Here is a 24,973-nt window from a genome sequence, read left to right as displayed (position 1 = left end):
CAGATCGACACGCGGAAGCCGCGCGCCGATGGCAATCAATGGCCCGCGTCGGCGACGCGCGTTTGCACCGCGTCGGCTACACCGGGTTCGTGGTCGGTTGGTGCCGGCGCACTGGGCGTGGGCACGGCTGCGCCGGGTGTGGTTTCGCGGCTGCGGTGTTTGTCGGCGCTGCGGACGGTGGCGCTTTCAGGCTTGGCGTCGGCGGGTTTTGCATCCGCCGGTTTTGCGTCTAATTTCTCGGCGGGTTTATCCGCCGCGGCCTTATCAGCAGACTTTTCGCTCGCGTGGGCGACCGCTTTATCCGCCTTTTCCGCCTTGTCGGCGCGCTCGGATCTGTCCTGCCCGCTGTACTCGACGTGCGCCGCGCGAATCACCGCCAGCGGTGCGGGCGCGGGCGTGGCCGTCAGCGTGGGCCGCTCAGCTGTGGATTCAGCTGCCGCTGCTGCAGCGGCACGGCTCTCACCGCGCCCCACCCCACGTTCATTCTTGCGATCCGGGCTGCGCAAATCGAGCGCGGTCTGCACACCGGTCACGCCGGGCACGATCTCCGGCTCGGCATGCTTCGCCGCACGGGCACCCTTCGAACGCTTCGGCTTGGCGACCACGGCAGGCGCCGCGGCCATCACTTCGTCGAGCGCCTTCTTGGCCGCGGCCTGTTCGGCCGCGCGACGGCTTGCACCCGAACCGGACACTTTCACATCCAGTTTCGGCACCGTGCATTCGACTTCGAACTGCTGATTGTGCGCCGCACCATGAGTTGCAACGACCGTGTAGGTGGGCAACGCGATCTTGTGACCCTGTAAATATTCCTGCAATAGGGTCTTCGCGTCTTTGCCAAGCGTGCGCGGGTCGATGTGATCGAGAATCGGCACATAGAGGCGCTTAATGACCGTTTGGGCGGCATCGAAGCCACCGTCGAGGAACACTGCACCCAACACCGCTTCGAGCGTGTCAGCAAGGATTGAGGGCCGCCGGAAGCCGCCGCTGCGCAGTTCGCCCTCGCCGAGGCGCAGGCCTTCTGAAATATTCAGGGCCTGAGCAATTTCGTAAAGCGATTGCTGTTTGACCAGATTGGCACGGACGCGCGACAGATCGCCTTCGTCCAGCTTGCCGAAACGTTGGAACAAAAGCGCAGCCACCGCGCAATTCAGAACGGAGTCGCCGAGAAACTCGAGCCGTTCGTTATGCGTGGCGCTATGACTGCGGTGCGTTAAAGCCTGGCGCAACAATTCCGCATTGCGAAATTCGTAGCGCAAACGGCTTTCCAACGGAGATAGGGGCATGGGCAGAGTATAACGCGGGCGCCTGCCCCGGCGAAAACGCGGGACGGCCAGCGGAAAAAGCGTAGTGAAGCGACGTTACCGCAGGTTCTTAAAGTAGCGTGATAACACGCCGCGGCCGATGCGTGGCATCTGCGCGGCGTGTCGAGCAATCAATGCATACGCGCTCAGTTGAATGAGCCGATGCGTTTCAGATTGCTGAAGTTCATCCAGATGAAAAACGCGCGGCCGACGATATTCTTGTCCGGCGCAAAACCCCAGTAACGGCTATCGGCGCTGTTATCGCGGTTGTCGCCCATCATGAAGTAATTGCCCGGCGGCACTTTGCAGATCACGCCCCGTGCGTTGTACGTGCAGTTATCGCGATACGGATAATCTTCCGCGCCGACGATGAACGGCGGCACGGCCGGATTGTTCAGAATCGCATTCTTGCGGTCACCAAGATCTTCTTCGAACTGCTTCGCGTAACCGAGGCGCTCTTCGTCGAGGTAATCAGGCAGCGGCGTTTCCGGCACCGGCTTGCCGTTGATCGTCAGTTGCTTGTCCTGATAGGCGACGGTGTCGCCCGGCAGACCGATCACGCGCTTGATGTAGTCGACCGATTCGTCTTTCGGGTAGCGGAACACCACCACGTCGCCGCGTTCGAGCGGACGGCCTTCAGTGATCTTCGTATTGCTGATCGGCAGACGGATGCCGTAGTCGAATTTATTGACGAGGATGAAGTCGCCCACCAGCAGCGTCGGCACCATCGAACCCGACGGAATCTTGAACGGCTCGACCACAAACGAGCGCACCACGAACACCACCAGAATCACCGGGAAGAAGCTCGCCGAATACTCGAGCCACCACGGTTGACGCAGCTTGTCGTCACGCAGACGGGCGCGCGTTTGTGCCGCGTTTTCGTCGGCGAAACGCTCGCCGATACGTGCTTGCTGACGGTCGAACTCAGCGACCGCAGATTCCGCCGCGAGCCGCCGTTGCGGCATAAAAACCAGTTTGTCTGCGACCCATGCGACGCCCGTCAAAATGACGAGCACAAAAAGAATCAGCGCAAAATTCATAGGGTTCCGATGTTCGTCTTATTTGTCTTCGACACGCAGGATCGCGAGGAAAGCCTCTTGTGGAATCTCGACCGATCCGACCTGCTTCATTCGCTTCTTGCCTGCCTTTTGCTTCTCGAGCAGTTTCTTCTTACGGCTAATATCGCCGCCGTAGCATTTTGCCAGCACGTTCTTACGCAACGCTTTAATGTTTTCGCGCGCAATAATGTTCGAGCCGATGGTGGCCTGAATCGCAACGTCGTACATTTGACGCGGAATCAGCTCACGCATTTTCGCCGCCACTTCGCGGCCGCGATACTGGCTTTGCGAACGGTGCACGATCACGGACAATGCATCCACCTTGTCGCCGTTGATCAGCATGTCGACCTTCACGACATCAGCCGCGCGATACTCCTTGAACTCGTAATCCATCGACGCGTAGCCGCGCGAGATCGACTTCAGACGATCGAAGAAATCGAGCACGACTTCGCCCATCGGAATTTCGTAGGTCAATTGCACCTGACGACCGTGATATTGCATGTTGATCTGCGTGCCGCGCTTTTGCGTGCACAGCGTGATCACCGAGCCGACGTAGTCTTGCGGCATGTACAGATTGACGGTGACGATCGGCTCGCGCACTTCTTCGATCTTCGAGGGCTCCGGCATCTTGGCCGGATTCTCGACCATGATGGTCGTGCCGTCGCGCTGCAGGACCTCGTACACCACGGTCGGCGCCGTGGTGATCAGATCCATGTCGAACTCGCGTTCAAGACGCTCCTGCACGATCTCCATGTGCAGCAGACCGAGGAAGCCGCAACGGAAACCGAAGCCGAGCGCCTGCGAGACTTCAGGCTCGTACTGCAGCGAGGCGTCGTTCAGCTTCAGCTTTTCCAGCGAGTCACGCAGCGCGTCGTACTGGTTCGCTTCGACCGGATAGAGACCGGCGAACACCTGCGGCTTCACTTCCTTGAAGCCCGGCAGCGGCTCGGTAGCGGGACGATTCACCAGCGTGACGGTGTCACCCACCTTCGCGGCGGCCAATTCCTTGATGCCGGCGATGATGAAGCCCACCTGCCCAGCGGACAGCGATTCGAGGTTCTTCGACTTCGGCGTGAATACGCCGATATGCTCGACCGGGTACTGTGCGCCGGTCGCCATCATGCGGATCTTGTCTTTCGGACGCACCGTGCCATTGACGATACGCACCAGCATCACGACACCCACGTAGTTGTCGAACCACGAGTCGATGATCAGCGCTTGCAGCGGTGCTTCCGGATCGCCCTTGGGCGGCGGCACCTTGGCAATCAGCGCTTCGAGCACGTCTTCCACGCCGAGGCCGGTCTTCGCGCTGCAATGCGTGGCGTCGGTTGCGTCGATGCCGATCACGTCTTCGATTTCGGAAATCGCGTTTTCCGGGTTCGCAGCCGGCAAGTCGATCTTGTTGAGCACCGGAATCACGTCGACGCCGAGCTCGATCGCCGTGTAGCAGTTGGCGACGGTTTGTGCTTCCACGCCCTGGCTTGCGTCGACGACCAGCAACGCGCCTTCACACGCGGACAGCGAGCGGCTGACTTCGTACGAGAAGTCGACGTGACCCGGCGTGTCGATCATGTTCAGGTTGTAGATCTGCCCGTCACGGGCCTTATACGTCAGTGCGGCGGTTTGTGCCTTGATGGTGATGCCGCGCTCGCGCTCGAGATCCATCGAGTCGAGCACTTGAGCTTCCATCTCGCGGTCGGACAAGCCGCCGCAGATCTGGATGATGCGATCGGCGAGCGTCGACTTGCCATGGTCGATGTGCGCAATGATCGAAAAGTTACGAATATGATCCATTCAGTGCCGATCAAGCGAAAAAGGCGCGCTCGGACAATAGCGGAGCACGCCTTGTAAGTAGGTGAAAAACCTGTCTATTTTAGCCGAAAAGGCTATCGCCCGGCGCATCTTGCGAGGTCCGGGCGGAAAAGACGGCTCAGGAGAGGTGTAAAACTTGAGGTGAAAAGCGCGCGCGTTTATGCATCCAAGGCGCCTAAGGCGCCGCCGCAATACATGCAGCGCGTGCGGCGAGCGCGTTACGAACCCGCGCCGCGTCCAGGTGATAGTGACACAGCTCAACGCCGTCGCAGACCAAAACCGGCACCAACTCGTTGTAACGCGCTTCCAGCAAGGGATCGGCGTCGACGTCGACCACCTCTACCTGCACGCCGAATTCGGCCAGCAGCGGCTCGAGTGCGGCGCGCATGTCGTCGCACAAGTGGCACCACGCGCGCCCGTAGAGCGTAAGCGGCGGCGCCACTTTTATTTCGCGCCGCCGCTGCGCGGGCGAATCGGCACGAACTGCGTGTTCTCGCCGCGGCGAACCAGCAGCGCAACCATTTTCTGCGGATCGAGGTGCGAGACCACATCGTCGAACTGCTTCGCGCTCGTGATATCCGTGTCGCCGACACGCAGTACGATGTCGCCCTTTTGCAGCCCCACGCGCACCGCCGGACCGTCAACCGCATCGATCTGCACGCCGTTGCGCAGTTTCAGCGCCTTCAGCTGATCGGCGGGAATATCGCTGACCGCGAGACCCAGCATGTTCGTCGCACGCTGTTTAGGCACCGGCGCCTTCTTCTGATCCGCCTTGGTGATCTTGTCCGGCTGCATCTCTGCAATCGTGACCGGCAGATCGCGCGTCTGACCCTTGCGCCAGATCGTAATCGTCGATTTGGTGCCCGGCTTCGTGTCGCCGACCATGCGCGGCAAGTCCGTTGCAGTGTCGACCGAGTGACCGTTGAACTTCAGGATGATGTCGCCCGGCTGCACGCCGGCCTTATCAGCCGGACCGCCCGGTTCGACGCTGCTCACGAGCGCACCCTGCGCCTTTGGCAAACCGAGCGAATCGGCCACGTCCTTCGTCACTTCGCCGATCGCCACGGCAATCCGGCCGCGTACGACCTTGCCCGAGGCCTTCAACTGGTCGGCCACGCGCATCGCTTCGTCGATCGGAATCGCGAACGAAATACCCATGAACCCGCCTGTACGGCTGTAGATCTGCGAGTTGATGCCGATCACTTCGCCTTGCATATTGATCAGCGGACCACCCGAATTGCCCGGATTGACGGCCACGTCGGTCTGGATGAACGGCAGGTAATCGCCCGTATCGCGCCCCTTGGCGCTGACGATACCGGCGGTCACGGTGTTCTCGAGACCGAACGGCGAGCCGATCGCGACCACCCACTCGCCTACGCGGACCTTGTTGGAGTCGCCGATCGTGATGGTCGGCAGATTGGCCGCGCTGATCTTGACGACGGCAACGTCGGTCCGGTCGTCGACACCAATGAGCTTCGCCTTGAATTCGCGCTTGTCGGTCAGGGTGACGTAAATGGTGTCCGCGTCGTCGACGACGTGCGCGTTGGTCATCACGTAGCCGTCCGCCGACAGGATGAAACCGGAGCCGACGCCGCTGTTCTGTTCGGCATCATTGCTATCCGGTGTGTCCTGGCTGCCGCCGCTGCCACCGTTATCGCCGCCACGCGGCGAACCAGGCGATTGAGGCGATTGCGGCAAAGGGATGCCGAAGAAGCGACGGAAAAACTCCGACATGTCGCCGTCGTCCATGCCCGGAGGCAGACCGCCGCGCGCGCCGCCGCTCGACACGCGCGTAGTGGTGCGAATGTTGACGACGGCCGGGCCGACTTTGTCGACCAGATCGGTGAAGTCGGGCAGATTGGCGGCGGGAGCCGCCGACGCCGTATGCGGCAAAAGCGGCAAACACGCCACTACCACCGCGGCCGCGAGGAATTTGCGCACCGAGAAAGTCGTCATATCGTACCAAGCCGAGGGATTCGAGGGATTCGGAAGATTACTTCGGAGCTTTGTATTCTATGGCAGACGCAAATTGCTGCAATGTGGTCTGGGGCACTTCACCAAGCAGAGTAATCCAGAAGTCGCCGCGCCGCTTGACCAGCACGTGCGTCGCGCCGCTACTGCCTGCGCCTTCCTTGCGGGTGTTATTTTCGACCGGCTCGACGAATACCGAAATGGCCGCGAGACCGTCCGAGAACACCGCCTGGTCGACCGGAATGGTAGGCTGACCGGCCTCGCGCGCAGCCATTGGGCGGCGTAGTTCGCGGATCTTGCGGAAGCCGGGCACCGTCGGCGTGATCTGCCAACCTTGCGCTTGCATATCGACAGGCTCGACCGGCGGACGCACGACGGTCCAACCCGCCGTATTACGAATACCGTTGACGATGGCGGACTTGTCGACCGGCACACCGACGCGAACCTGAGAAAACGACAATTGCTCGAGCACCTGGCCATTCGGGTCGAGCGTCTGCGCACGCAGCAGCAAGCCGGTCTTCTTGTCGGCCCACAGTTTGTACGCGAAGCGATAGGCGTCTTTCGGATCGAGTTCGATCACCTGGCTGTCGACGCCCGCGACGCGGTCGTCGCCGAGCAGCTTCGGCTCGTACACCGCCAGCACCTGCTCGCCACTGACCGCCAGCAACGCCGGGAACGAGTCTTTGTTCTGGCGCTTCTCGACCACGCACAGATGCCGCTCCGGCACGAATGTGTAGAGCTCTTCGTTGTGACGCAGCATTTTGCGCGGCTTGCCGTCGAGGCTTTCGAGTTGCTCGTATTCGCCGTCCGTGCGGGTCGCGTAGTGCACGATCCGCGACGTCTGAACGTAATTGCCGCGCTGATAGACGAAGGCGCCCTCGTAATTCTGCTGCTGCGCGGCCTGATGGATCCGGTCGAGCAGATCCGCGGCCGTGCGACGGGCGACGAGCGGATCGTCGGTTTGTGCAAAGACCCGCGGCGTAGCGGACAACAACACAGCTGCGCAGAACAGAAAAGCCGGCAGCCGCCCCCAGATAGTCGTTTTATTCAACCGCGGAGTCTGCATCAAACTATTGGCCTTGCGTAGAGACGGCGGCAGCGCGAATCAGCGGCATCGAACCCGGCATGACCGGTTGTTGCGCGAATTGCTGATGGGCCTCCAGATACTGATCGAGACTCGCGTCACGAATGATATTGGCGTCTTGTGCAACCGGCACAACGGTAGCGGCGGGCACCGAAGCCATTGCCACGCGCTGCAGCGAATCGCCGTGCGACTGGACCGATGCGACCTGCGTCATGCCCGGCACGCCTTGCAGTTGCGGCACGACGATCCAGGTGAGCGTGGCAGCGGCGGCCGCGACGGCAAATGCCGGCACGACACGGCGGCGCAACGCCAGCAGACGGCGCGCGACCGGCATCGCGGCAGGCGCGAGCACGTGCGGCTCATTTTCGAAGCGCGCGGCGAAACCGCTCAGGAACGCGCTGCTCGCCGCCGGGCTGACCGCCAGATCGTCGGAACGCAGCGCGTCGCCGATCAGGTGATAGCTCGACCAGGCGGCACGATCTTCGCCGTCCAGCTCGGAAAGAAACTTGTTCGGATGCTCTTCGCCGAACAGCTCACCGTCGACAAAAGCGGACAGACGCTCGCTGCGCGAGCTGGCTTGCGATTGCATCGAGACCGACCCCATGATGCTCCCCATCTTACAAACACCCCGTAGTGACACCGCTAATCCAGATATTGCACCCGTGCTCCCGTCCTGCCGGCTGGTCGATTACCAGCGCTTGCCTTCAGGTGTGTCAAGCAACGGACGCAATTTTGCCGCAATGGCTTCGCGAGCGCGGAAAATTCGTGATCTGACTGTGCCAATTGGGCAACCCATCATCTCAGCGATTTCCTCGTAGCTCAAACCTTCTATTTCACGAAGAGTAATGGCGGTGCGCAACTCTTCCGGTAAAACCGCCATCGCAGCATTGACCGTCTCAGCGATCTGCTTGCTCATCAACATCGACTCAGGCGTGTTGATATCCCTTAGTTGGTCAGCGTCCGAGAAAGTTTCAGCTTCTTCAGCATCTGCTTCGGTCGAAGTCGGTGCGCGCCGCCCTTGGGTCGCAAGGTAGTTCTTTGCCGTATTGACCGCAATCCGGTACAACCACGTATAAAACGCCGATTCCCCGCGAAATTGCGGCAATGCCCGGTACGCCTTGATAAAGGCGTCCTGGGCGACGTCTTCCACTTCGGCGGGGTCGCGCACGAGGCGCGAGATCAGCCGGAGAATCTTGCGGTGGTATTTGGAGACCAGAAGCTCGAACGCGGCCTTGTCGCCCTTCTGGACGCGCTCGACCAGCACCTGATCAATTTCTTTTTCGCTCACCTGATAAATCCGTTAACTATAGGGCGCATGGCGGGGCACCATTGTAGCGTCCCCACCATTGCGGCACGTTACTACGGTAACCGCGGTTACAGTCGTTACAGTCACGCGCCTGCGCCGCGCCGGCCCAGCACGGCCAGTTCCCGGAAGACCGGCTCAGGGAATGCGTCGGCGGCGACCAATAGCGTGCGGGAGCACCCATGATCCGGCGCGAGGGCCAGAACAAGCAAGCGGTCGCTCCATTGCGAACAGCCGGCAATGCGGCCCTGTGCCAGCAGATTCCCTGCACGCCCCCACGCCGACAACCCGTCCGGCCCGAGTTTGAGCGCGACAGGCTGCGCACGCTCGTGCTTCGCCGCGCACAGCGTCAGCAACGCCAATACGGCGAACGTCAACGGAAGAGCCTGCCAGGCGCCCAGATGCGACGCAAAGCAGGTATAGACAGCCAATGTGGCGATCAGGACGAAAAGCCCCAACGCGGCGCGCATGGCGACGGAGCGCCGCAACGTAATCCGTTGCGACGCTCCGTCGGGCGTTGCCGGTTCGAGGGAAGCCGCCGGCTGAGCCGGCGTCGTCGACTGGCGCGTCACCAAGCGGTCAAGCGCTCAGGCGCGCTTGAAAACCAGCGTGCCGTTCGTGCCACCGAACCCGAACGAGTTCTTCAGCGCGACGTCGATCTTCATCTCCCGCGCCGTGTTCGCGCAGTAATCGAGATCGCAGGCCGGATCCTGATTGAAGATGTTGATCGTCGGCGGCGACACCTGATGATGCACGGCCAGCACCGTAAACACGGACTCCAGACCGCCGGCGCCGCCCAGCAGGTGACCCGTCATCGACTTGGTCGAATTCACGACCATGTCTTTGGCGTGGTCGCCAAAAGCGCGCTTGATGCCGGTGGTTTCGGCCAGGTCGCCGAGCGGCGTGGACGTGCCATGCGCGTTCAGGTAGTTCACCTGATCTGAATTGATGCCCGCGTTCTTCATGGCGGCCAGCATGCAGCGGCGCGCGCCGTCGCCATCTTCCAGCGGAGCGGTCATGTGATAGGCGTCCCCGCTCATCCCATAGCCCGCGACTTCGGCGTAAATCTTCGCGCCGCGCGCCTTCGCGTGTTCGTACTCTTCGAGCACCATGACACCGGCGCCCTCGCCCAGCACGAAACCATCGCGATCCTTGTCCCACGGACGGCTCGCCGTGGCCGGATCGTCATTGCGTTGCGACAGCGCACGCGCCGCCGCAAAACCGCCGACACCGAGCGGCGACACGGTCGATTCGGCGCCGCCAGCGATCATCACGTCGGCGTCGCCGTATTCGATCAGGCGCGAAGCCTCGCCGATACAATGCAAACCCGTCGTACACGCGGTAACGATGGCGAGATTCGGACCCTTGATGCCGAACTTGATCGACAGATGGCCGGCGATCATGTTGATGATCGATGCAGGCACGAAGAACGGCGAAATACGGCGCGGGCCGCGATTGAGAAGCTCGGTTTGCGTCGCTTCGATCATCGGCAAGCCGCCGATGCCGGAACCGACCACCACGCCGATGCGCTCCGAATTCTCATCGGTGACTTCGAGGCCACTGTCCTGCATCGCCTGGATGCCGGCCGCGACGCCGTAATGGATGAACGTATCCATGTGGCGCGCTTCTTTACCGGGGATGTAGTCCTCGATATTGAAGCCCTTCACCTCGCCGGCGAAGCGAGTCGAGAAGTTCGATGCATCGAACTTCGTGATATTGGCAATACCCGACTTGCCCGCGACCAGATTGGCCCAGCCGTCGGCAACATTATTGCCAACAGGCGAAATCAGCCCCAGGCCTGTAACAACAACACGACGGCGGCTCACGGTAACCCCTTTTTCATAGATGACAAAAGCAAAAGCCACAGCGGCCACAGGAACTTGCCCTGTGTGCCCTGTGGCTGTTAAGTCGGCAATCGCGCGGACAACTGCGCTGTCAACATCGCTGGCTCCTGCACGGCAAAAAGCGCCAGCCCCGCTGGCGTCGGCAATCGACACGGCAGGGCGTCATACGCCGCCAACGCAGAAACGCAGGCGCGAATGACGTTAGGCCTTGACGTTCGCGCGAGCGTAGTCGATCGCTTGCTGAACGGTCGTGATCTTCTCGGCTTCTTCATCCGGAATTTCCATGCCGAATTCGTCTTCGAGGGCCATCACGAGTTCGACGGTGTCGAGCGAGTCAGCGCCGAGGTCGTTCACGAACGAAGCTTCGTTCTTGATTTCCGCTTCGGCAACGCCCAGTTGTTCTGCGACGATCTTCTTGACGCGCTGTTCGATATTGTCCATTACCCCTCCAAGGGAAAAGAAGTTCAAAAATACAGGTGCGCGCATTTTATCAGGTTTGACCCGGCAAAAAAGCGGCGCATCGGGTTGCTGTCAAGGCATGCGTCTTACGCTTTTGCAAACGCATCAAGGCGCGGATAGTAACCGAATTTGGTTACGACATGTACATTCCGCCGTTCACATGCAGTGTCGTGCCGGTGATATAACCCGCGTGCGGCGACGCGAGGAACGCGACGGCGTGCGCGATATCTTCCGGGCTGCCGAGGCGGCCGAGCGGAATCTGCGTCTTCAGCGCCGTCTGCTGCTCTTCCGGCAGGGTCTTGGTCATGTCGGTATCGATGAAGCCCGGCGCGACGCAATTGACGGTGATGCCGCGGCTGCCGATCTCACGCGCGAGCGCCCGCGTCATACCCGCCACGCCCGCTTTCGCGGCGGCGTAGTTGACCTGCCCCGGGTTGCCGGCCGAGCCGACCACCGACGTGATATTGATGATGCGGCCGCCCTTCGCCTTCATCATCGGACGAAGCACGGCGCGCGACAGACGAAACACCGACTTGAGGTTGGTGTCGATCACCGCGTCCCAGTCGTCGTCCTTCATGCGCATGGCCAGTTGGTCTTGCGTGATGCCGGCGTTGTTCACGAGCACGTGCAGCGCGCCGAATTCCTTCACCGTGCCGTCGATCAGCGCTTCCGCTGCGGCAGCGTCGTTGACGTTGAGCACCGCGCCGCGGCCGGTCACGCCTGCCGCGCCAAACGCTTCAGTGATCGCGGTTGCACCGCTTTCGCTGGTCGCCGTGCCGATCACTGTCGCGCCCTGGCGCGCCAGTTCCAGCGCGATCGCACGGCCGATGCCGCGCGAGGCGCCCGTCACGATTGCGATCTGCTTATCGAGAGTCTTTTCCATCTGTCAGTCCGGATGCCCTTCGGAGGGTTGATTGATTCTTGAAACGACACTTGGTGCCGCGTCCTGATGCCGCGCCTTGATGCCTATCACGCGGCCCTCACGCCGTCGTCACGAGCTTGAGCACTTCTTCGAGCGAAGCCGGATCGAACACCGAGGCACCGATCAGATTGCCGTCGATACGCTTGGTCAAACCCGCGAGGACCTTGCCCGGCCCGCATTCGATCACGTGCGTGACGCCCTGCCCCGCCATCGCCTGTACGCTTTCGACCCAGCGCACCGCGCCGGCCGCCTGACGCACCAGCGCATCCTTGATCCGCGCGGGTTCGTTGACCACGGCAACATCGACGTTGTTGATCACCGGAATGGAAGGCACCTGCACGTCGACGCTAGCCAGGTATTCGCGCAATTGATCTGACGCGGGCTTGAGCAGCGACGAGTGGAACGGCGCCGACACCGGCAGCGGCAACGCGCGCTTCGCGCCCTTCGCCTTTGCGACTTCGCAAGCCTTTTCGACCGCGGCCTTGTGGCCGGCGATCACGACTTGCGCCGGCGCATTGAAATTCACCGCTTCGACGACACCCGCAACCGACGCTTCCGCGCAAACCGCGCGCACGGTGTCGTCGTCCAGGCCGAGAATCGCGGCCATGCCGCCAACGCCTACCGGCACCGCCGTTTGCATCGCCTGCGCGCGAAAACGCACAAGTGGCACGGCATCGCGAAACGCGAGCGCGCCGGCCGCGACCAGCGCGGTGTATTCGCCGAGGCTATGACCGGCGACGACCGCCGGCTTCGGGCCGCCCGTTGCCTGCCACGCGCGATAGATCGCGTACGCGGCGGTCAGCATGACCGGCTGGGTGTTGGTGGTGAGGTTCAGATCTTCGACAGGGCCTTCGGCGATCAACTTGGCGAGGTCCTGATTGAGCGCGTCGGACGCTTCCTGAACCGTCTCACGCACGACAGCATGATCGGCCAATGCATTGAGCATGCCGACCGACTGCGAGCCTTGCCCAGGAAAAACGAACGCAAATTTCATATCGTCCCCAAATTCGATGTAGTCAGATGTGGGTGGCGCGCTTTCGACCACTCTCCAGCGCGCTCGAGCGCCGCAAGCAGCGCCCGTTGTACCGTCGCCGCTCCTGGCGGCTATGCGCTATCAGTAGCGGATAACCGAGGCGCCCCACGTGAAGCCGCCGCCGACGCCTTCGATCAGCACGTTCTGGCCGCGCTTGATGCGGCCGTCGCGCACCGCGACGTCAAATGCGAGCGGAATGGACGCAGCCGACGTATTGCCGTGCTCACCCACTGTGACGACCATGCGCTCCTGCGGCAAACCGAGCTTGCGGCAGGTGCTCTGCATGATGCGGATATTGGCCTGGTGCGGGATCAGCCAGTCGATCTGCCCGGCCGACAGATCGGCCTTCGCGAGTGCTTCGACCGCGACCTTTTCGAGCACGTTGACGGCGAGCTTGAACACGGCTTGCCCGTCCATATGCAGGAATGCGCTGCCGGCGACCACGCCGCCGTTCACATTGCCCGGCGTGCACAAAATGTTCGAATGGCTGCCGTCGGCGTGCAATGCGCTTGCCAGCACGCCCGGTTCTTCGGACGCCGACAGGATCACCGCGCCCGCGCCGTCGCCGAACAGCACGCAGGTGGTGCGGTCATTGAAATCGAGAATGCGTGAGAAGGTTTCTGCGCCGATCACGAGCGCTGTGCGATGCTGGCCGCCGCGAATCAGGCTGTCCGCCATCGCCACCGCGTAAGCAAAGCCGGAACAGACGGCCTGCACGTCGAACGCCGCGCCGTTGTTCTTGATGCCGAGCTTGTTCTGCAACAGGCACGCGGTACTCGGAAACACGAAGTCCGGCGTGGAGGTTGCAACGATGATCAGATCGATGGATTGCGGATCGATATCGGCCGCTTCGATCGCGCGTTGCGAAGCGATCAACGCCAGATCGCTGGTAGTGACATCAGGTTCGGCGAAGTGGCGCGCATGGATGCCCGTGCGGGCGACGATCCATTCGTCGCTCGTCTCGACGCCCTGCCTGGCGAGACGATCAGCCAGATCCTGATTGGTGACGCGCCCGGGCGGCAGATAGCTGCCGGTGCCCAGCACGCGGGAATAAATTGTCGATTGAGCCATTATGCCTTCGAGGATTGCGCAGCGTAGGGCTCGGCCGGCTGGCCTGCGAGCGGGCTTGCGTGACCCGCGCCGCTTGCGTCGCGCGCTGCCTGTTCGAGAGAACCCGCGTTCTCTTCCATCGCTCGCGCAAGGCGCTCCAGCACGCCGTTTTTGACGGCATCATACCCGCGTTTGATAGCCCACTCAAACGCGTAGGCATCCGCCGAACCGTGGCTTTTGATCACCAGTCCGCGCAGGCCGAGCAGCGCCGCGCCGTTATATTGCCGATGATCGACGCGTTTCTTGAAGCGCATCAATACCGGCAAGGCGAGCACCGCCATCACCTTGGTGAGCCACGAACGGCCGAACTCGTCCCTTATGATGTTGGAGAGCATCTGCGCGAGGCCTTCTGACGTCTTCAGCGCAACATTACCGACAAAACCGTCGCAGACGATCACGTCGACCGTGCCCTTGAAAATGTCGTTGCCTTCAACGTTGCCGTGAAAGTTAAGTGTACTCGCGCGCAGCAGTTCGCCGGCACGTTTGATGGTGTCGTTACCCTTGATGACTTCTTCGCCGATGTTGAGCAGGCCGATGGTAGGCCGCTCGCGGCCTTCGAGCGCGGACACGAGCGCGTGCCCCATCTCCGCGAACTGCAGCAGATGCTGCGGTTCGCAATCGACGTTGGCGCCCAGGTCGAGCATCATCGTATAGCCATTGGGATTGGGCAGTGCGGACGCGATGGCCGGGCGTTCGATGCCCGACAGCGTTTTCAGCACGTACCGCGAGACCGCCATCAGCGCGCCGGTGTTGCCGGCGGAAATGCAGGCTTGCGCCTCGCCTTCCTTGACACGGTTCAGCGCCACGCGCATGGACGAATCTTTTTTCTTGCGTAGCGCGACTTCGACCGGATCGTCCATGGCGACGATCTCGGAAGCGGGTACGACGGTCAGCGCCGGCAAAGTCTGAGCCTTCAACTTCTTCAGCTGCGCACGAATCGCACTTTCAATGCCGACGAGCAGCAGCTCAGCATCGGGATGCGAACGAACGAAGTTGACGGCAGCGGGAACGGTCACGGACGGGCCGTGGTCGCCTCCCATGCAATCTATCGTGAGCTTTACTGTCATGGAGTGCGACGAATTTCAGGCGCCCTGCATGGGATCGCTGTAAGCGCTATAGCGCCAACTGCGATCGACACAAAAAAGCGGCAATTGAATGCCGCCTTTTTGCCGAGCCGGGAAAATGTCAAGCGAGCCGATCGTCACGCGAAACGCCAAGGGGCGCAACGCAGTGAAACGATTAGTCGTTCTTCGTCTTGACGACTTTCTTGCCGCGATAGTAGCCGTTCGGGCTAACGTGGTGACGCAGATGCACTTCGCCCGTGCTCGGTTCCACGGCCAGCGGCGCCGCCGTCAGGAAATCGTGCGAACGGTGCATGCCGCGCTTCGACGGCGACTTCTTATTTTGTTGAACTGCCATGACTAACTCCTAAAAATTTTCCGAATTCTAACACAGCCCGATACCGCAATCGCCACTGACCGGATGGCCAATGCGCCCGCATCGCGCTCCCATGCAACTGTTCAGCGCTTCTTGTCGTCCGGCTCACCGCGCTTGAGACTTTCGAGCGCCGCAAACGGATTGGGCCGCTCGGGCTCGCCGCCCTCACCAGCTTCATCCGGTGCGCCCTCGTCGCCCTCGCCCTCTGTACCTGCCACGCCAGAGACGAGACTCTCGTGCACTTCGGGACAAACCTCGTGCTTGGGCACGAGCGGCAAGGAAAGCAGCAACTCTTCTTCGATCAAGCCGACGAGATCGAACTGGCGCGAGCCCACGATCACTTCGACTTCATCCTCGTCGAGCGGAAACTCTTCGGCTTCCGCCTCAGTGTTGACGATCCGGTAAGTTGCGTCGACGTTGAACGCCTGCGAATACGGCGCCATGCACCGCTGACATTCGAGCCATGCAGCGCCGTGAATCGCGAGCCTCAGATAAGGCTGCGGACCCTCGGTGCCGTCGTCCTGCAATTCCGGCTGCGTCGCCCCTTCGGCTTGCCAGGTGAACGCGGTATCGCGGTCTGGCGCTTCTGCCGGGACTTCGTTTAACATGCGCGGCAGTTGCGAGACGCGCACGACACCCGCGGCCTGACGCCCACTCCGCGCAAATTCGAATAGATCGAGCTCATGCGGGTCGGTCAGACCAGCAGGGTTGCCAGGATGTTGAGTCATGTGCGCTCCTGCGTCGGCAAGGATTTCGCCGGGGATAAATCGATCTGTACTGCAGCCCGCGAAATCCTTTAAGGGATCCGCTTGCGCAATAGCATACCGATGAAAAGCCCGAAATCATATCCGTTTTGTCTTTTCGAGTCAAACACTTAAGCCCGTACGCGCGCGCTGCCCGCGCAAGCCCGTACGCCCCGCCTCTCTAGCCGTTGGTCGACCATGCCAGACTCCCCCAATCGCCCGCCACGCCTGATTCTGGCGTCGAGTTCGCCTTATCGCCGCGAGTTGCTCGAGCGCCTGCGCACGCCGTTCGATGTCGTCGTGCCCGCGATCGACGAGACGCGCCTTATCGGCGAAACGCCGGAAGTGACCGCGCTGCGGCTCGCCGAAGCGAAAGCCCGCGCGGTGGCCGCAGGCCTCGGCGCCGGTGAACCCGTGCTCGTGATCGGTTCCGATCAGGTCGCCACTTATGACGGCCTGCAGATCGGCAAGCCCGGCTCGCATGACAAGGCGCTCGCCCAGTTGCAGGCGATGCGCGGCCGCGAAGTGCTGTTTCATAGTGCATTGTGCCTGTTCGACAGCCGCTCGGGCACGGCGCAATCCGTCGACGTGATTACGCGCGTGCTGTTCCGCAATCTGCCGGACGCAGCACTGGAAGCCTATCTGCGCGCCGAAACGCCCTACGACGTCGCGGGCAGCGCCAAATCCGAAGGCCTCGGCATCGCGTTGCTCGAGGCCATCCACTCGGACGATCCGACCGCGCTGGTCGGGCTGCCGTTGATCGCCCTGTCGCGCATGCTGTTGGCGGCTGGGTATCCACTATTGGGGGCGCAATGAGCGGCACACTGTATCTGATCCCCAATACGCTAGGTGAAGGCGATGCCGACGCGCTCGACGCCGTCCTGCCCGCGCCAGTACGCGCCCGTGCGGCCTCGCTGCACTATTACATCGGCGAAAACGCGAAAACCACGCGTGCATTTCTGAAAAAAGTCGGCACCGAACGGCCGATCCAGGAAATCGAGATTCGCGAACTTAACGTCAACACACCGGCGGGCGAGATCGATAAACTGCTCGCGCCGTTGCTGGCCGGCACCGACGCCGGCCTGGTATCCGAAGCCGGTTGCCCCGCGGTCGCCGATCCGGGCGCCCTGCTGGTGCGCCGCGCACATGAGCGCGGCGTCAAGGTCGTGCCGTTTGTCGGACCGAGTTCAATATTGCTGGCGTTGATGGCTTCCGGCCTGAATGGCCAGAGCTTTGCTTTCCACGGCTATCTGCCGGTGGACGCCACCGAACGGGCCAAGCGCCTACGGGATCTGGAACAGCAATCGCGCAAGGCCAGGCAGACGCAGATTTTTATCGAGACGCCTTATCGGAATCGCGCGTTGCTCGACACGTTGCTGGCGACCTGCGCGCCATCGACGCTAGTGTGCGTCGCAGTGGATCTGACACTGGAAACGGAGACCATCGCGAGCCGCACTGTGGCCGACTGGAAGAAGAAACCGGCTATCGATCTGCACAAACGGCCAGCGATTTTCCTGATACTCGCCGTCTGATCCCCGCCTCGCGGAACGAAAAAGCCCCGCGCGGTCGAGCAACGACCACGCGGGGCTTTTTGCAACCAATCAACGCAAATTAAACTTCCCGCCAAGCGCCATCGCGCGCACGGCGCCACTGCCGACCGCCGCGCCGAACTTGCGCGCAACACGCTCCGTAATGCTCTCCTTCACCGTGTAATCGACGATATCCGGCGCCTTGATGATGTCGCGCGCGACGTAATCCGCATCGCCGAAACCGTCGGCCAGACCGAGTTCCACACTCTTCTGGCCAGTCCAGAACAGGCCGGAGAACATATCCGGCGTTTCGTGCAGCCGTTTGCCACGGCCTTGACGAACCGCCTCGATGAACTGCGCGTGGATCTGGTCGAGCATGTCTTGCGCATGTTCGTCCATCTTCGGCGTTTCCGGCGAGAAAGGATCGAAAAAGCCCTTGTTCTCACCCGACGTGTGCAAGCGGCGCTGTACGCCCAGTTTGTCCATCAGGCCGGTAAAACCAAAACTGTCCATCAGCACGCCAATCGAACCGACGATGCTCGCCTTGTCCACGTAGATCTTGTCGGCGGCCGCGGCCGCGTAATAGCCGCCTGATGCGCACATATCGCCGACCACGACGTACAACGGAATCGACGGGTACTTGGCCCGAAAACGGTGAATCTCGTTATAGATAATGCCCGCCTGCACCGGGCTGCCACCGGGGCTATTGCAACGCAGGATCACACCGGCGGTACCGGAGTCGTCGAACGCGCTTTGCAGCGCCGTGTTGATATCTTCAGCGTTCGCGTTCGTATCGGCGGCGATCTCGCCGTTAAGCGTAATCACTGCCGTATGGCGGCCGGTGGCCGCGACCTTGTCGCCGGAGAAATCGAATGCGGCCCACAACGCCAGCAGAAATACGATCAGGAACAGAAAGCGGAAGAAGATTTTCCACCGCCGCGCCGCGCGCTGTTCGTTAATGGCCGCGAGCGCGATGCGCTCGAGCGCTGCGCGCTCCCAGCCCGGCTCATCGGCAGGCGTGCGGGAGCGGCCTGTCAGGGACGGTTCTTTCGGTTCGGGAGTCAAGTTGTCGGACATGCGTTGAAGTGGAAAAATCGAAGAAGAAAGGTCAGAGACCAACCGGGCGCAGTTCGCCGTCCGGCAGCCAGAATACGGCGCGGCCTTCGGGCGTATCCCGCTCGTCCACCTGAACGGGGCGCAGCCTGCCGCCACGGCATGGACCACCGACACATTTACCCGTATCCGGCGCGTAAATCGCGCCGTGCGTGGCGCACATCAAGTATAAACCGGAGGACTCGAAGAACCGCCCCTCGGCCCAGTCCAGTTCCATCGGCACGTGGGCACAGCGGTTCAGATAGCCGTACGCACGGCCATCATAGCGAACAAAAAACACCACCACTTCCGAGCCGCCGAGGGTAGCCGCGTGCCGCACGCCGGCGCCGCCGTCGATCAGTTCCCCGGCCGCGCAAATCCGCACCGGTTCCACGGCCGCGCCGCACAGGCGCTCGTTCATGTGCTCACTCATGCGCCCACTCATGCGTTCTCGCGCAGCCAGCCGGACAGCGCGCCAACGCTCGAAGCGACGAATTTCGGCGCCAGCGCGGTCAACGAGCCCGCCGGATGCGCGCCATATGTCACGCCAATGCCGGCGACACCCGCATTGATCGCCATCTGCAGATCGTGCGTCGTATCGCCGACCATCACGGTGCGCGCGAGATCCTGCCCCAGTTCGCGCGTGAGTTCGTGCAGCATGGCCGGATGGGGCTTCGAGAACGTCTCGTCCGCACAGCGGGTGCCGTCGAACAGGCTCGTCAGACGCGACTGGTCGAGCGCACGGTTCAGACCAACGCGGCTTTTGCCCGTTGCCACCGCCAGCAGATAACCCTGATCGCGCAATTCCTGCAGCATCTCGCGCACGCCGGCGAACAGTTCGGTGGTCTGATCCTTCACTAAATAGTGGAAGCGGTAGCGCTCGGCCAGACGCGGGTAGTCGGCTGGATCAAGCGTCGGCGCGGCGATTTGCAGGGCGTCGCGCAGGCCGAGTCCGATAACATAACTGGCGGCCTCGTCGGCGGGCACCGGCAGGCCGAGGTCGCGGCACGCCGCCTGGATGCTGCGCGTAATGTGCGCGGTCGAATCCATCAGCGTCCCGTCCCAATCGAAGACGATCAGATCAAACTGCTCTCTAGCCATGCGGTGTCGTCTCCGGGTGTGACCCATTTCGTAATTCGTTGAGCTGCGCGATGAAACTGCGGCATTCGGCCGGCAACGGCGCCTCGAACTGCAGCGGCGCACCGGTTGCCGGGTGCGTCAGCTTGAGCCGGTACGCATGCAGGAACATGCGCTTGAGGCCCGGCTTCGCGTTGGCACGCGCCAGCGCCTTGTTCAGCGCGAAGTCGCCGTATTTGGCATCGCCGACGATCGGCAGTTCCAGATGCTGCAAATGGACGCGAATCTGATGCGTGCGGCCGGTCTTCAGTTCCGCTTCGAGCAGCGCGTACTCCGGCCAGCGGTCGATCAGATTGAATACCGTATGCGAAGCCAGTCCGTCCGGCTGCACGCGCACACGCCGTTCGCCGTCGGCGGTCAGATACTTGTGCAGCGGTTCCTTGACCGCCCGGCGGCGGCCCCAGTCGCTCGCCCATTCGCCGTGGACGCACGCATAGTAGCGCTTATCCATCTTGTTCTCGCGAATCTGCTCATGCAGGCCGACCAGCGCGGCGCGCTTCTTCGCCAGCATCAGGATGCCGGAGGTCTCGCGGTCGAGCCGGTGCACCAATTCGAGGAATTTCGCCTGCGGCCGCGCTTCGCGCATCTGCTCGATCACGCCGAACGCGACCCCGCTGCCGCCATGGACCGCGACGCCGGCCGGTTTGTCGATGACGAGCAGGTGCTCATCTTCAAAAATAATCTTGAAATGGGCGGCCGGCACCGGTGTCTGAGCGATCGCTTCGTTCGGTTGAGCGACGCGGATCGGCGGCACGCGCACCAGATCGCCGAGTTCGAGACGATGCTGCGCATCGACCCGGCCCTTATTTACCCGCACTTCCCCGCTGCGCAGGATACGGTAAATATGGCTTTTCGGCACGCCCTTACAGACGCGCAACAGGAAGTTATCAATGCGCTGTCCGGCCGCACTGTCGTCGATCTCGATGATCGAGACCTGGTCACTTGCGACCGATTTCTGGGATATTTTGCCTAACTCTTTCATTCTGAATATAATTTGCCCAGCAGTCTGCGGCGGCCGGCGCAGTGTCCGGAATTCGGGCGGATTGCGCAGGTGCAAGCGATAAACCGTTATTTTACTTGCGCCGGGGTCTGGTTGCTCACCCTGAAAATGAGATGCAACAAGTTGCACGCACGAAGTCAGTGCCCGGCAGGGACGGCGCCCACAGGCGCGTTCGGTCAAGGTCGGCTTCGACGGTAACGGAATTTTGGTAAAAAAGAATTTAACTTTCAGCTTCGGTGTCGGGCGGTCTGACGCTTGTTGTCCGAAGCTGCCGGTTGCGAAAATACGGCGTGCGCCCGAGGCGTCTTGTAGAAAGTACAAGACATGGCGACGTCAAAATGAGGCGAGACACCCCCGGCGAGAAAAGACGCGCCTCCTGCGCGAACTTCTCGCTGCGGCACGACCGCAGCCTTCGACCCTCCGGTCACGCGCCCAGTTGGCGCACCGGCGCGAGTGGATGAAGGCGTATGAAGGTCTGCCGGCAGAACCCGCGGCGTGTCGGGCCGTTATTTGAAGCCGTGTTCGCATGTGCCCTGCGGCACCGTGTCCTTTTGATCGGACCGGGCCCTCTCAGGCAATTCTCCCGCCATTTTTCCCGCTCCAGCGTGCTTGTGAAAACACAATAAAGCGCGGCATGCCGCTGCCCTCTACGCTCTCGCGACTGACAACCGCGCAGCCAGGGGCAGGCAAAGCCGCTCTGGAGCCGTTCAATGAAACGCATGTTGTTTAATGCGACGCAGCAGGAAGAACTGCGCGTCGCCATCGTCGATGGGCAAAAACTCATCGATATCGACATCGAAACCGCCGGGCGCGAACAGCGCAAAGGCAATATTTACAAGGGCATCATTACCCGCATCGAGCCGTCGCTCGAAGCCTGTTTCGTCAACTACGGCGAAGATCGCCACGGTTTTCTGCCGTTCAAGGAAGTCGCCCGCCAGTATTTCCGTGACGGCGTCGACATGCGCTCCGCGCGCATCCAGGACGCCCTGAAAGAAGGTCAGGAACTGATCGTTCAGGTCGAAAAGGAAGAGCGCGGCAACAAGGGCGCGGCCCTCACCACTTTCATTTCGCTGGCAGGCCGGTATCTCGTTTTGATGCCGAACAACCCGCGCGGCGGCGGCGTGTCGCGCCGGATCGAAGGCGACGACCGTCAGGAATTGCGCGAAACCATGGCGCAACTGCAACTGCCGGAAGGCATGAGCATCATCGCGCGCACGGCCGGCATCGGCCGTTCCGCCGAAGAGCTGCAGTGGGACCTGAACTACCTGATGCAACTGTGGCGCGCGATCGAAGCGGCGTCGCAAAGCGGTTCGGCCGGCCAGCCGATGCTGATTTATCTCGAATCGAGCCTGGTGATCCGCGCGATTCGCGACTATTTCCAGCCGGACATCGGCGAAATCCTGATCGACACCACTGAAATCCATGACCAGGCCCGCGCCTTCATGGATATCGTGATGCCGGACAACGTCGGCAAGGTGAAGCGCTACCACGACGACGTGCCGCTGTTCTCGCGCTTCCAGATCGAGCACCAGATCGAAACCGCGTACTCGCGCACGGTTCCGCTGCCATCCGGCGGCGCCATCGTGATCGACCACACGGAAGCACTGGTCGCGATCGACGTGAACTCGGCGCGCGCCACCAAGGGCGCCGACATCGAGGAAACGGCTGCACGCACCAACCTCGAAGCCGCTGACGAAGTGGCCCGCCAGTTGCGCCTGCGCGACCTGGGCGGTCTGATCGTGATCGACTTCATCGACATGGAATCGGCCAAGAGCCAGCGCGAAGTCGAACAGCGCCTGAAAGACGCTTTGAAGCACGACCGTGCGCGCGTCCAGATGGGCAAGATCTCGCGTTTCGGCCTGATGGAACTGTCGCGTCAACGTCTGCGTCCGGCTCTGTCGGAAGGCAGCCACGTGACCTGCCCGCGCTGCAACGGCACGGGCCACATCCGCGATACAGAATCGTCCGCGCTGCAAGTGCTGCGGATCATTCAGGAAGAAGCGATGAAGGAAAACACCGCGGCGATCCACTGCCAGGTGCCGGTCGAAGTGACCGCCTTCCTGTTGAACGAAAAGCGCGCGGAAATCAACAAGATCGAATCGCGTTTCAAGGTCAACGTCGTTCTGATCCCGAACAAGCACCTCGACACGCCGCATTACAAGCTCGAGCGCCTGCGTCACGACGACGCGCGCCTCGACGAACCGCGTGCATCGTGGAAGATGGCCGAAGAAGCGGCCCGCGAACTGGAATCGGAAACCGGTTACAGCAAGCGCACCGAAGAAGTGAAGCCGAAGCAGGAAGCGGCGGTCAAGGGCATCACGCCTGAAAAACCGGCGCCGAGCGCACCGGTTCGTCCGGCAACAACCCCGGCTCCGGTGGCGGTCACGCCGGCTGGCGGCGGCTTCATCGGCTGGTTGAAGAATCTGTTCGGCATGCAGCCGGCAGCGCCGGCGCCTGTCGTACCGGCTACGACCGAAAAGCAGGCACGTCCGCAGCGCGGCGAACGCACGGAGCGCGGTGAGCGCACCGGCGAACGCGGCGGCGATCGCAACCGCAATCGCCGTGGCGGCGCAGGCGGCCGCGATGCAGCGGGCCGCGGCGAAGGCGCGACGGGTGGCCGTCAGGCTCAAGGTCAGCAGCCGTCGCAGCGTCGCGAAGAACGCGAACCGCGTGAAGGTCGTGAGACACGCGAAGGCCGTGAACCGCGTGGTAATCGTGAGCCGCGCGAAGCACGTGAAGGCCGCGAACCGCGCGAGAGCCGCGAGCCGCGTGAAGGCCGCGAGGGTCGCGAAAGCCGTGACAATCGCGGCATTGAGCGTGCCGAAACCGTGGAAAGCGCAGCGCGTGGCGAACGTCAGGAACGTGGCGAACGCCGTGAGCGTGGTGAACGCGGCGAGCGCCGCAAGCAGCAACCGGAAACCGCTGATGCACTGACGCAAAACGAAGCGCAAGCGGCGGAAGAACTGGCGCAAAACCAGGCCGCGTTGGGCGAAAACGGTGCGCCGGTCGATCAGGAAGCGGTGGCGCGTGAAGGTGAAGAGCGCCGTCGCCGCCGTCGCGGCCGTCGCGGTGGCCGTCGCGAGCGTGAAGAAGATGGCGTGAACGGCAATCTGGCTGCGGACGTCGCGGAAGCCGAAGGCGGCAACGTGGCCGACGAAGCGCCGGTACGTACGCCGCATCAACTGGTCGAGCGCAAGGTCGAGGTCAATGAAGTGAAGGCAGTGACCCCGGCGGAAGTGGCGGTCGCGGCTGTAGCGACTGAAACCGCTGTCGTCACCGAGCTGCACGCTGCAACTGAAACGCCGGCTCCGGCCGTCGAGGCGGCTGCGAAGGCGGAAACGGTTGCGCCGGTCGCTGAAGCGCCGGTGGCATCGGCTGCAGTCGAGCCGGTTGTGCAGGCGGCGGCTGTCGCGCCTGTCGAAGCAGCGCAGGCCACGCAAGTCGCCAGCGAGACCGTTTCGCTGGTCGAACCGGCCCATGTTGACGCGCCCGTTGCAGCGCCGGTCGAAACCCGCGTTGAAGCGCCGGTCGCGGCTCCGGTCGTCGAGGCTCAAGCCGCACCGGCGCCGGTCGTTGCACCGGCCCCGGCTGCTGTCGTCGAAGCAGTCGAAGCACCGGCAGTTCAGCCGGCGCCGCAAGCGGAGATCGTAGAGCCGCAGCCGGTCGTTGCAGCGGTTGCACCGGCAGCAGAGCCGGCAGTCGTTGAGCCTGCGCCTGTTGCCGCAGCGCCGCAAGCGCCGCGCAAGAGCTATGTATCCGAGGAGTCCCTGCAACCGGTGCTGGAACAGGCCGGCCTCGTTTGGGTGAACACGGACGCCAACAAGCTGCGGGCCGCGCAAGAAGCTGCTGCGCAAACCACCAAGCCGGCTCGCGTCGTGCGCGAGCGCAAACCGTTGCCGCCGCTCGACAGCGCGCCGATGCAACAAGTGGAAACAGGTAAGCACTCGCAGTAAGCTGCCCGTCGCCATGCGAAAGGCCCGCCCTAACCGGCGGGCTTTTTGTTTATGGGGCCGGAACACCATGCATTGGACGCTTTATGTCCGCCCCGGTATACCCGAAGAGCGCCCGGGGTGCGGCGGCGGCTCAATGCATTTCCGCTAGAATGAAGATCCAGGTTCCAAACCAAGCTCCAATCGAA

The 24,973-nt window shown here is 62.2% G+C and carries 24 protein-coding genes; 3 read left to right on the top strand and 21 right to left on the bottom strand.

Translation table 11 applies throughout. The features are described 5' to 3' along the window. Positions 1-35 precede the first annotated feature (35 nt). From rnc to WN982_RS05330, 17 genes are all read right to left on the bottom strand, one after another. Positions 36-1,283, bottom strand: coding sequence for a ribonuclease III (rnc, locus tag WN982_RS05410; protein WP_341314735.1), 1,248 nt, complete (start codon positions 1,281-1,283; stop codon positions 36-38). 164 nt (positions 1,284-1,447) lie between these two features. Beyond that, positions 1,448-2,341 (bottom strand): signal peptidase I, encoded by an 894-nt coding sequence (gene lepB, locus WN982_RS05405; protein WP_341314734.1) that lies wholly within the window; start codon positions 2,339-2,341, stop codon positions 1,448-1,450. An 18-nt stretch (positions 2,342-2,359) separates the two neighbouring features. Next, positions 2,360-4,153: a translation elongation factor 4 gene (gene lepA / locus WN982_RS05400; RefSeq protein WP_341314733.1), complete on the bottom strand. Its 1,794-nt coding sequence runs from the start codon at positions 4,151-4,153 to the stop codon at positions 2,360-2,362. 193 nt (positions 4,154-4,346) lie between these two features. Then, a complete protein-coding gene (locus tag WN982_RS05395) occupies positions 4,347-4,559 on the bottom strand; it encodes a glutaredoxin family protein (RefSeq protein ID WP_341315723.1) in 213 nt (70 codons plus the stop codon). Between the two features lie 56 nt (positions 4,560-4,615). Beyond that, entirely contained in the window at positions 4,616-6,127 is a 1,512-nt protein-coding gene (locus WN982_RS05390; protein ID WP_341314732.1) for a DegQ family serine endoprotease, read from the bottom strand. Between the two features lie 37 nt (positions 6,128-6,164). Further along, positions 6,165-7,208, bottom strand: a complete 1,044-nt coding sequence (locus tag WN982_RS05385) for a MucB/RseB C-terminal domain-containing protein (protein WP_341314731.1) — start codon at positions 7,206-7,208, stop codon at positions 6,165-6,167. A gap of 4 nt (positions 7,209-7,212) precedes the next feature. After that, positions 7,213-7,830 (bottom strand): RseA family anti-sigma factor, encoded by a 618-nt coding sequence (locus WN982_RS05380; protein ID WP_341314730.1) that lies wholly within the window; start codon positions 7,828-7,830, stop codon positions 7,213-7,215. Between the two features lie 84 nt (positions 7,831-7,914). After that, positions 7,915-8,514: an RNA polymerase sigma factor RpoE gene (gene rpoE / locus WN982_RS05375; protein WP_006051939.1), complete on the bottom strand. Its 600-nt coding sequence runs from the start codon at positions 8,512-8,514 to the stop codon at positions 7,915-7,917. A 101-nt stretch (positions 8,515-8,615) separates the two neighbouring features. Then, on the bottom strand, positions 8,616-8,999 hold the full coding sequence (locus WN982_RS05370; RefSeq protein ID WP_341315722.1) for a hypothetical protein: 384 nt from the start codon (positions 8,997-8,999) through the stop codon (positions 8,616-8,618). A 117-nt stretch (positions 9,000-9,116) separates the two neighbouring features. Continuing rightward, the gene (gene fabF / locus WN982_RS05365) at positions 9,117-10,355 is read right to left on the bottom strand and encodes a beta-ketoacyl-ACP synthase II (protein WP_341314729.1); all 1,239 of its coding nucleotides are present in this window, start codon (positions 10,353-10,355) and stop codon (positions 9,117-9,119) included. A gap of 219 nt (positions 10,356-10,574) precedes the next feature. After that, complete coding sequence (acpP, locus tag WN982_RS05360; RefSeq protein ID WP_004197638.1) at positions 10,575-10,814, bottom strand: acyl carrier protein; 240 nt, start codon at positions 10,812-10,814, stop codon at positions 10,575-10,577. 151 nt (positions 10,815-10,965) lie between these two features. Continuing rightward, positions 10,966-11,715 carry a 3-oxoacyl-ACP reductase FabG gene (gene fabG, locus WN982_RS05355; RefSeq protein WP_341314728.1) on the bottom strand — a complete coding sequence of 250 codons (750 nt, stop codon included), beginning with the start codon at positions 11,713-11,715 and terminating at the stop codon, positions 10,966-10,968. A gap of 97 nt (positions 11,716-11,812) precedes the next feature. After that, entirely contained in the window at positions 11,813-12,748 is a 936-nt protein-coding gene (fabD, locus tag WN982_RS05350) for an ACP S-malonyltransferase (RefSeq protein ID WP_341314727.1), read from the bottom strand. 120 nt (positions 12,749-12,868) lie between these two features. Further along, the gene (locus tag WN982_RS05345; protein ID WP_341314726.1) at positions 12,869-13,858 is read right to left on the bottom strand and encodes a beta-ketoacyl-ACP synthase III; all 990 of its coding nucleotides are present in this window, start codon (positions 13,856-13,858) and stop codon (positions 12,869-12,871) included. Continuing rightward, the gene (gene plsX, locus WN982_RS05340; protein WP_341314725.1) at positions 13,858-14,964 is read right to left on the bottom strand and encodes a phosphate acyltransferase PlsX; all 1,107 of its coding nucleotides are present in this window, start codon (positions 14,962-14,964) and stop codon (positions 13,858-13,860) included. Before plsX ends, WN982_RS05345 begins: the two co-directional genes overlap by 1 nt. A 172-nt stretch (positions 14,965-15,136) precedes the next feature. Beyond that, entirely contained in the window at positions 15,137-15,316 is a 180-nt protein-coding gene (rpmF, locus tag WN982_RS05335) for a 50S ribosomal protein L32 (protein ID WP_006051932.1), read from the bottom strand. Between the two features lie 101 nt (positions 15,317-15,417). Further along, positions 15,418-16,062 (bottom strand): DUF177 domain-containing protein, encoded by a 645-nt coding sequence (locus tag WN982_RS05330; RefSeq protein WP_341314724.1) that lies wholly within the window; start codon positions 16,060-16,062, stop codon positions 15,418-15,420. 213 nt (positions 16,063-16,275) lie between these two features. On the opposite strand from WN982_RS05330, the gene WN982_RS05325 reads away from it, so the two are divergent. Together WN982_RS05325 and WN982_RS05320 are read left to right on the top strand one after the other, a co-directional pair. Then, a complete protein-coding gene (locus WN982_RS05325; protein WP_341314723.1) occupies positions 16,276-16,893 on the top strand; it encodes a Maf-like protein in 618 nt (205 codons plus the stop codon). Continuing rightward, the gene (locus WN982_RS05320; protein WP_341314722.1) at positions 16,890-17,609 is read left to right on the top strand and encodes an SAM-dependent methyltransferase; all 720 of its coding nucleotides are present in this window, start codon (positions 16,890-16,892) and stop codon (positions 17,607-17,609) included. The genes WN982_RS05325 and WN982_RS05320 overlap by 4 nt, the downstream gene beginning before the upstream one ends. A 69-nt stretch (positions 17,610-17,678) precedes the next feature. On the opposite strand, the gene WN982_RS05315 is transcribed toward WN982_RS05320, so the two are convergent. Genes WN982_RS05315 through WN982_RS05300 form a run of 4 tightly spaced genes read right to left on the bottom strand, consistent with a single transcriptional unit; the run spans position 17,679 to position 20,817 of the window. Next, entirely contained in the window at positions 17,679-18,683 is a 1,005-nt protein-coding gene (locus WN982_RS05315; protein WP_341314721.1) for a S49 family peptidase, read from the bottom strand. Positions 18,684-18,714: 31 nt separating this feature from the next. Continuing rightward, positions 18,715-19,119, bottom strand: coding sequence for a Rieske 2Fe-2S domain-containing protein (locus tag WN982_RS05310; RefSeq protein ID WP_341314720.1), 405 nt, complete (start codon positions 19,117-19,119; stop codon positions 18,715-18,717). Between the two features lie 20 nt (positions 19,120-19,139). Beyond that, a complete protein-coding gene (locus tag WN982_RS05305) occupies positions 19,140-19,799 on the bottom strand; it encodes an HAD-IIIA family hydrolase (protein ID WP_341314719.1) in 660 nt (219 codons plus the stop codon). Continuing rightward, entirely contained in the window at positions 19,792-20,817 is a 1,026-nt protein-coding gene (locus WN982_RS05300; protein WP_341314718.1) for an RluA family pseudouridine synthase, read from the bottom strand. Before WN982_RS05300 ends, WN982_RS05305 begins: the two co-directional genes overlap by 8 nt. A gap of 728 nt (positions 20,818-21,545) precedes the next feature. Here WN982_RS05300 and WN982_RS05295 point away from each other — a divergent pair. Further along, on the top strand, positions 21,546-24,788 hold the full coding sequence (locus tag WN982_RS05295) for an Rne/Rng family ribonuclease (RefSeq protein WP_341314717.1): 3,243 nt from the start codon (positions 21,546-21,548) through the stop codon (positions 24,786-24,788). Positions 24,789-24,973: the final 185 nt, after the last annotated feature.

This window comes from Paraburkholderia sp. IMGN_8 (assembly GCF_038050405.1).
GTDB lineage: Bacteria > Pseudomonadota > Gammaproteobacteria > Burkholderiales > Burkholderiaceae > Paraburkholderia.
The sequence above is the reverse complement of the archived record's forward strand: the minus strand, read 5'-3'. Positions and strand labels throughout refer to the sequence as shown.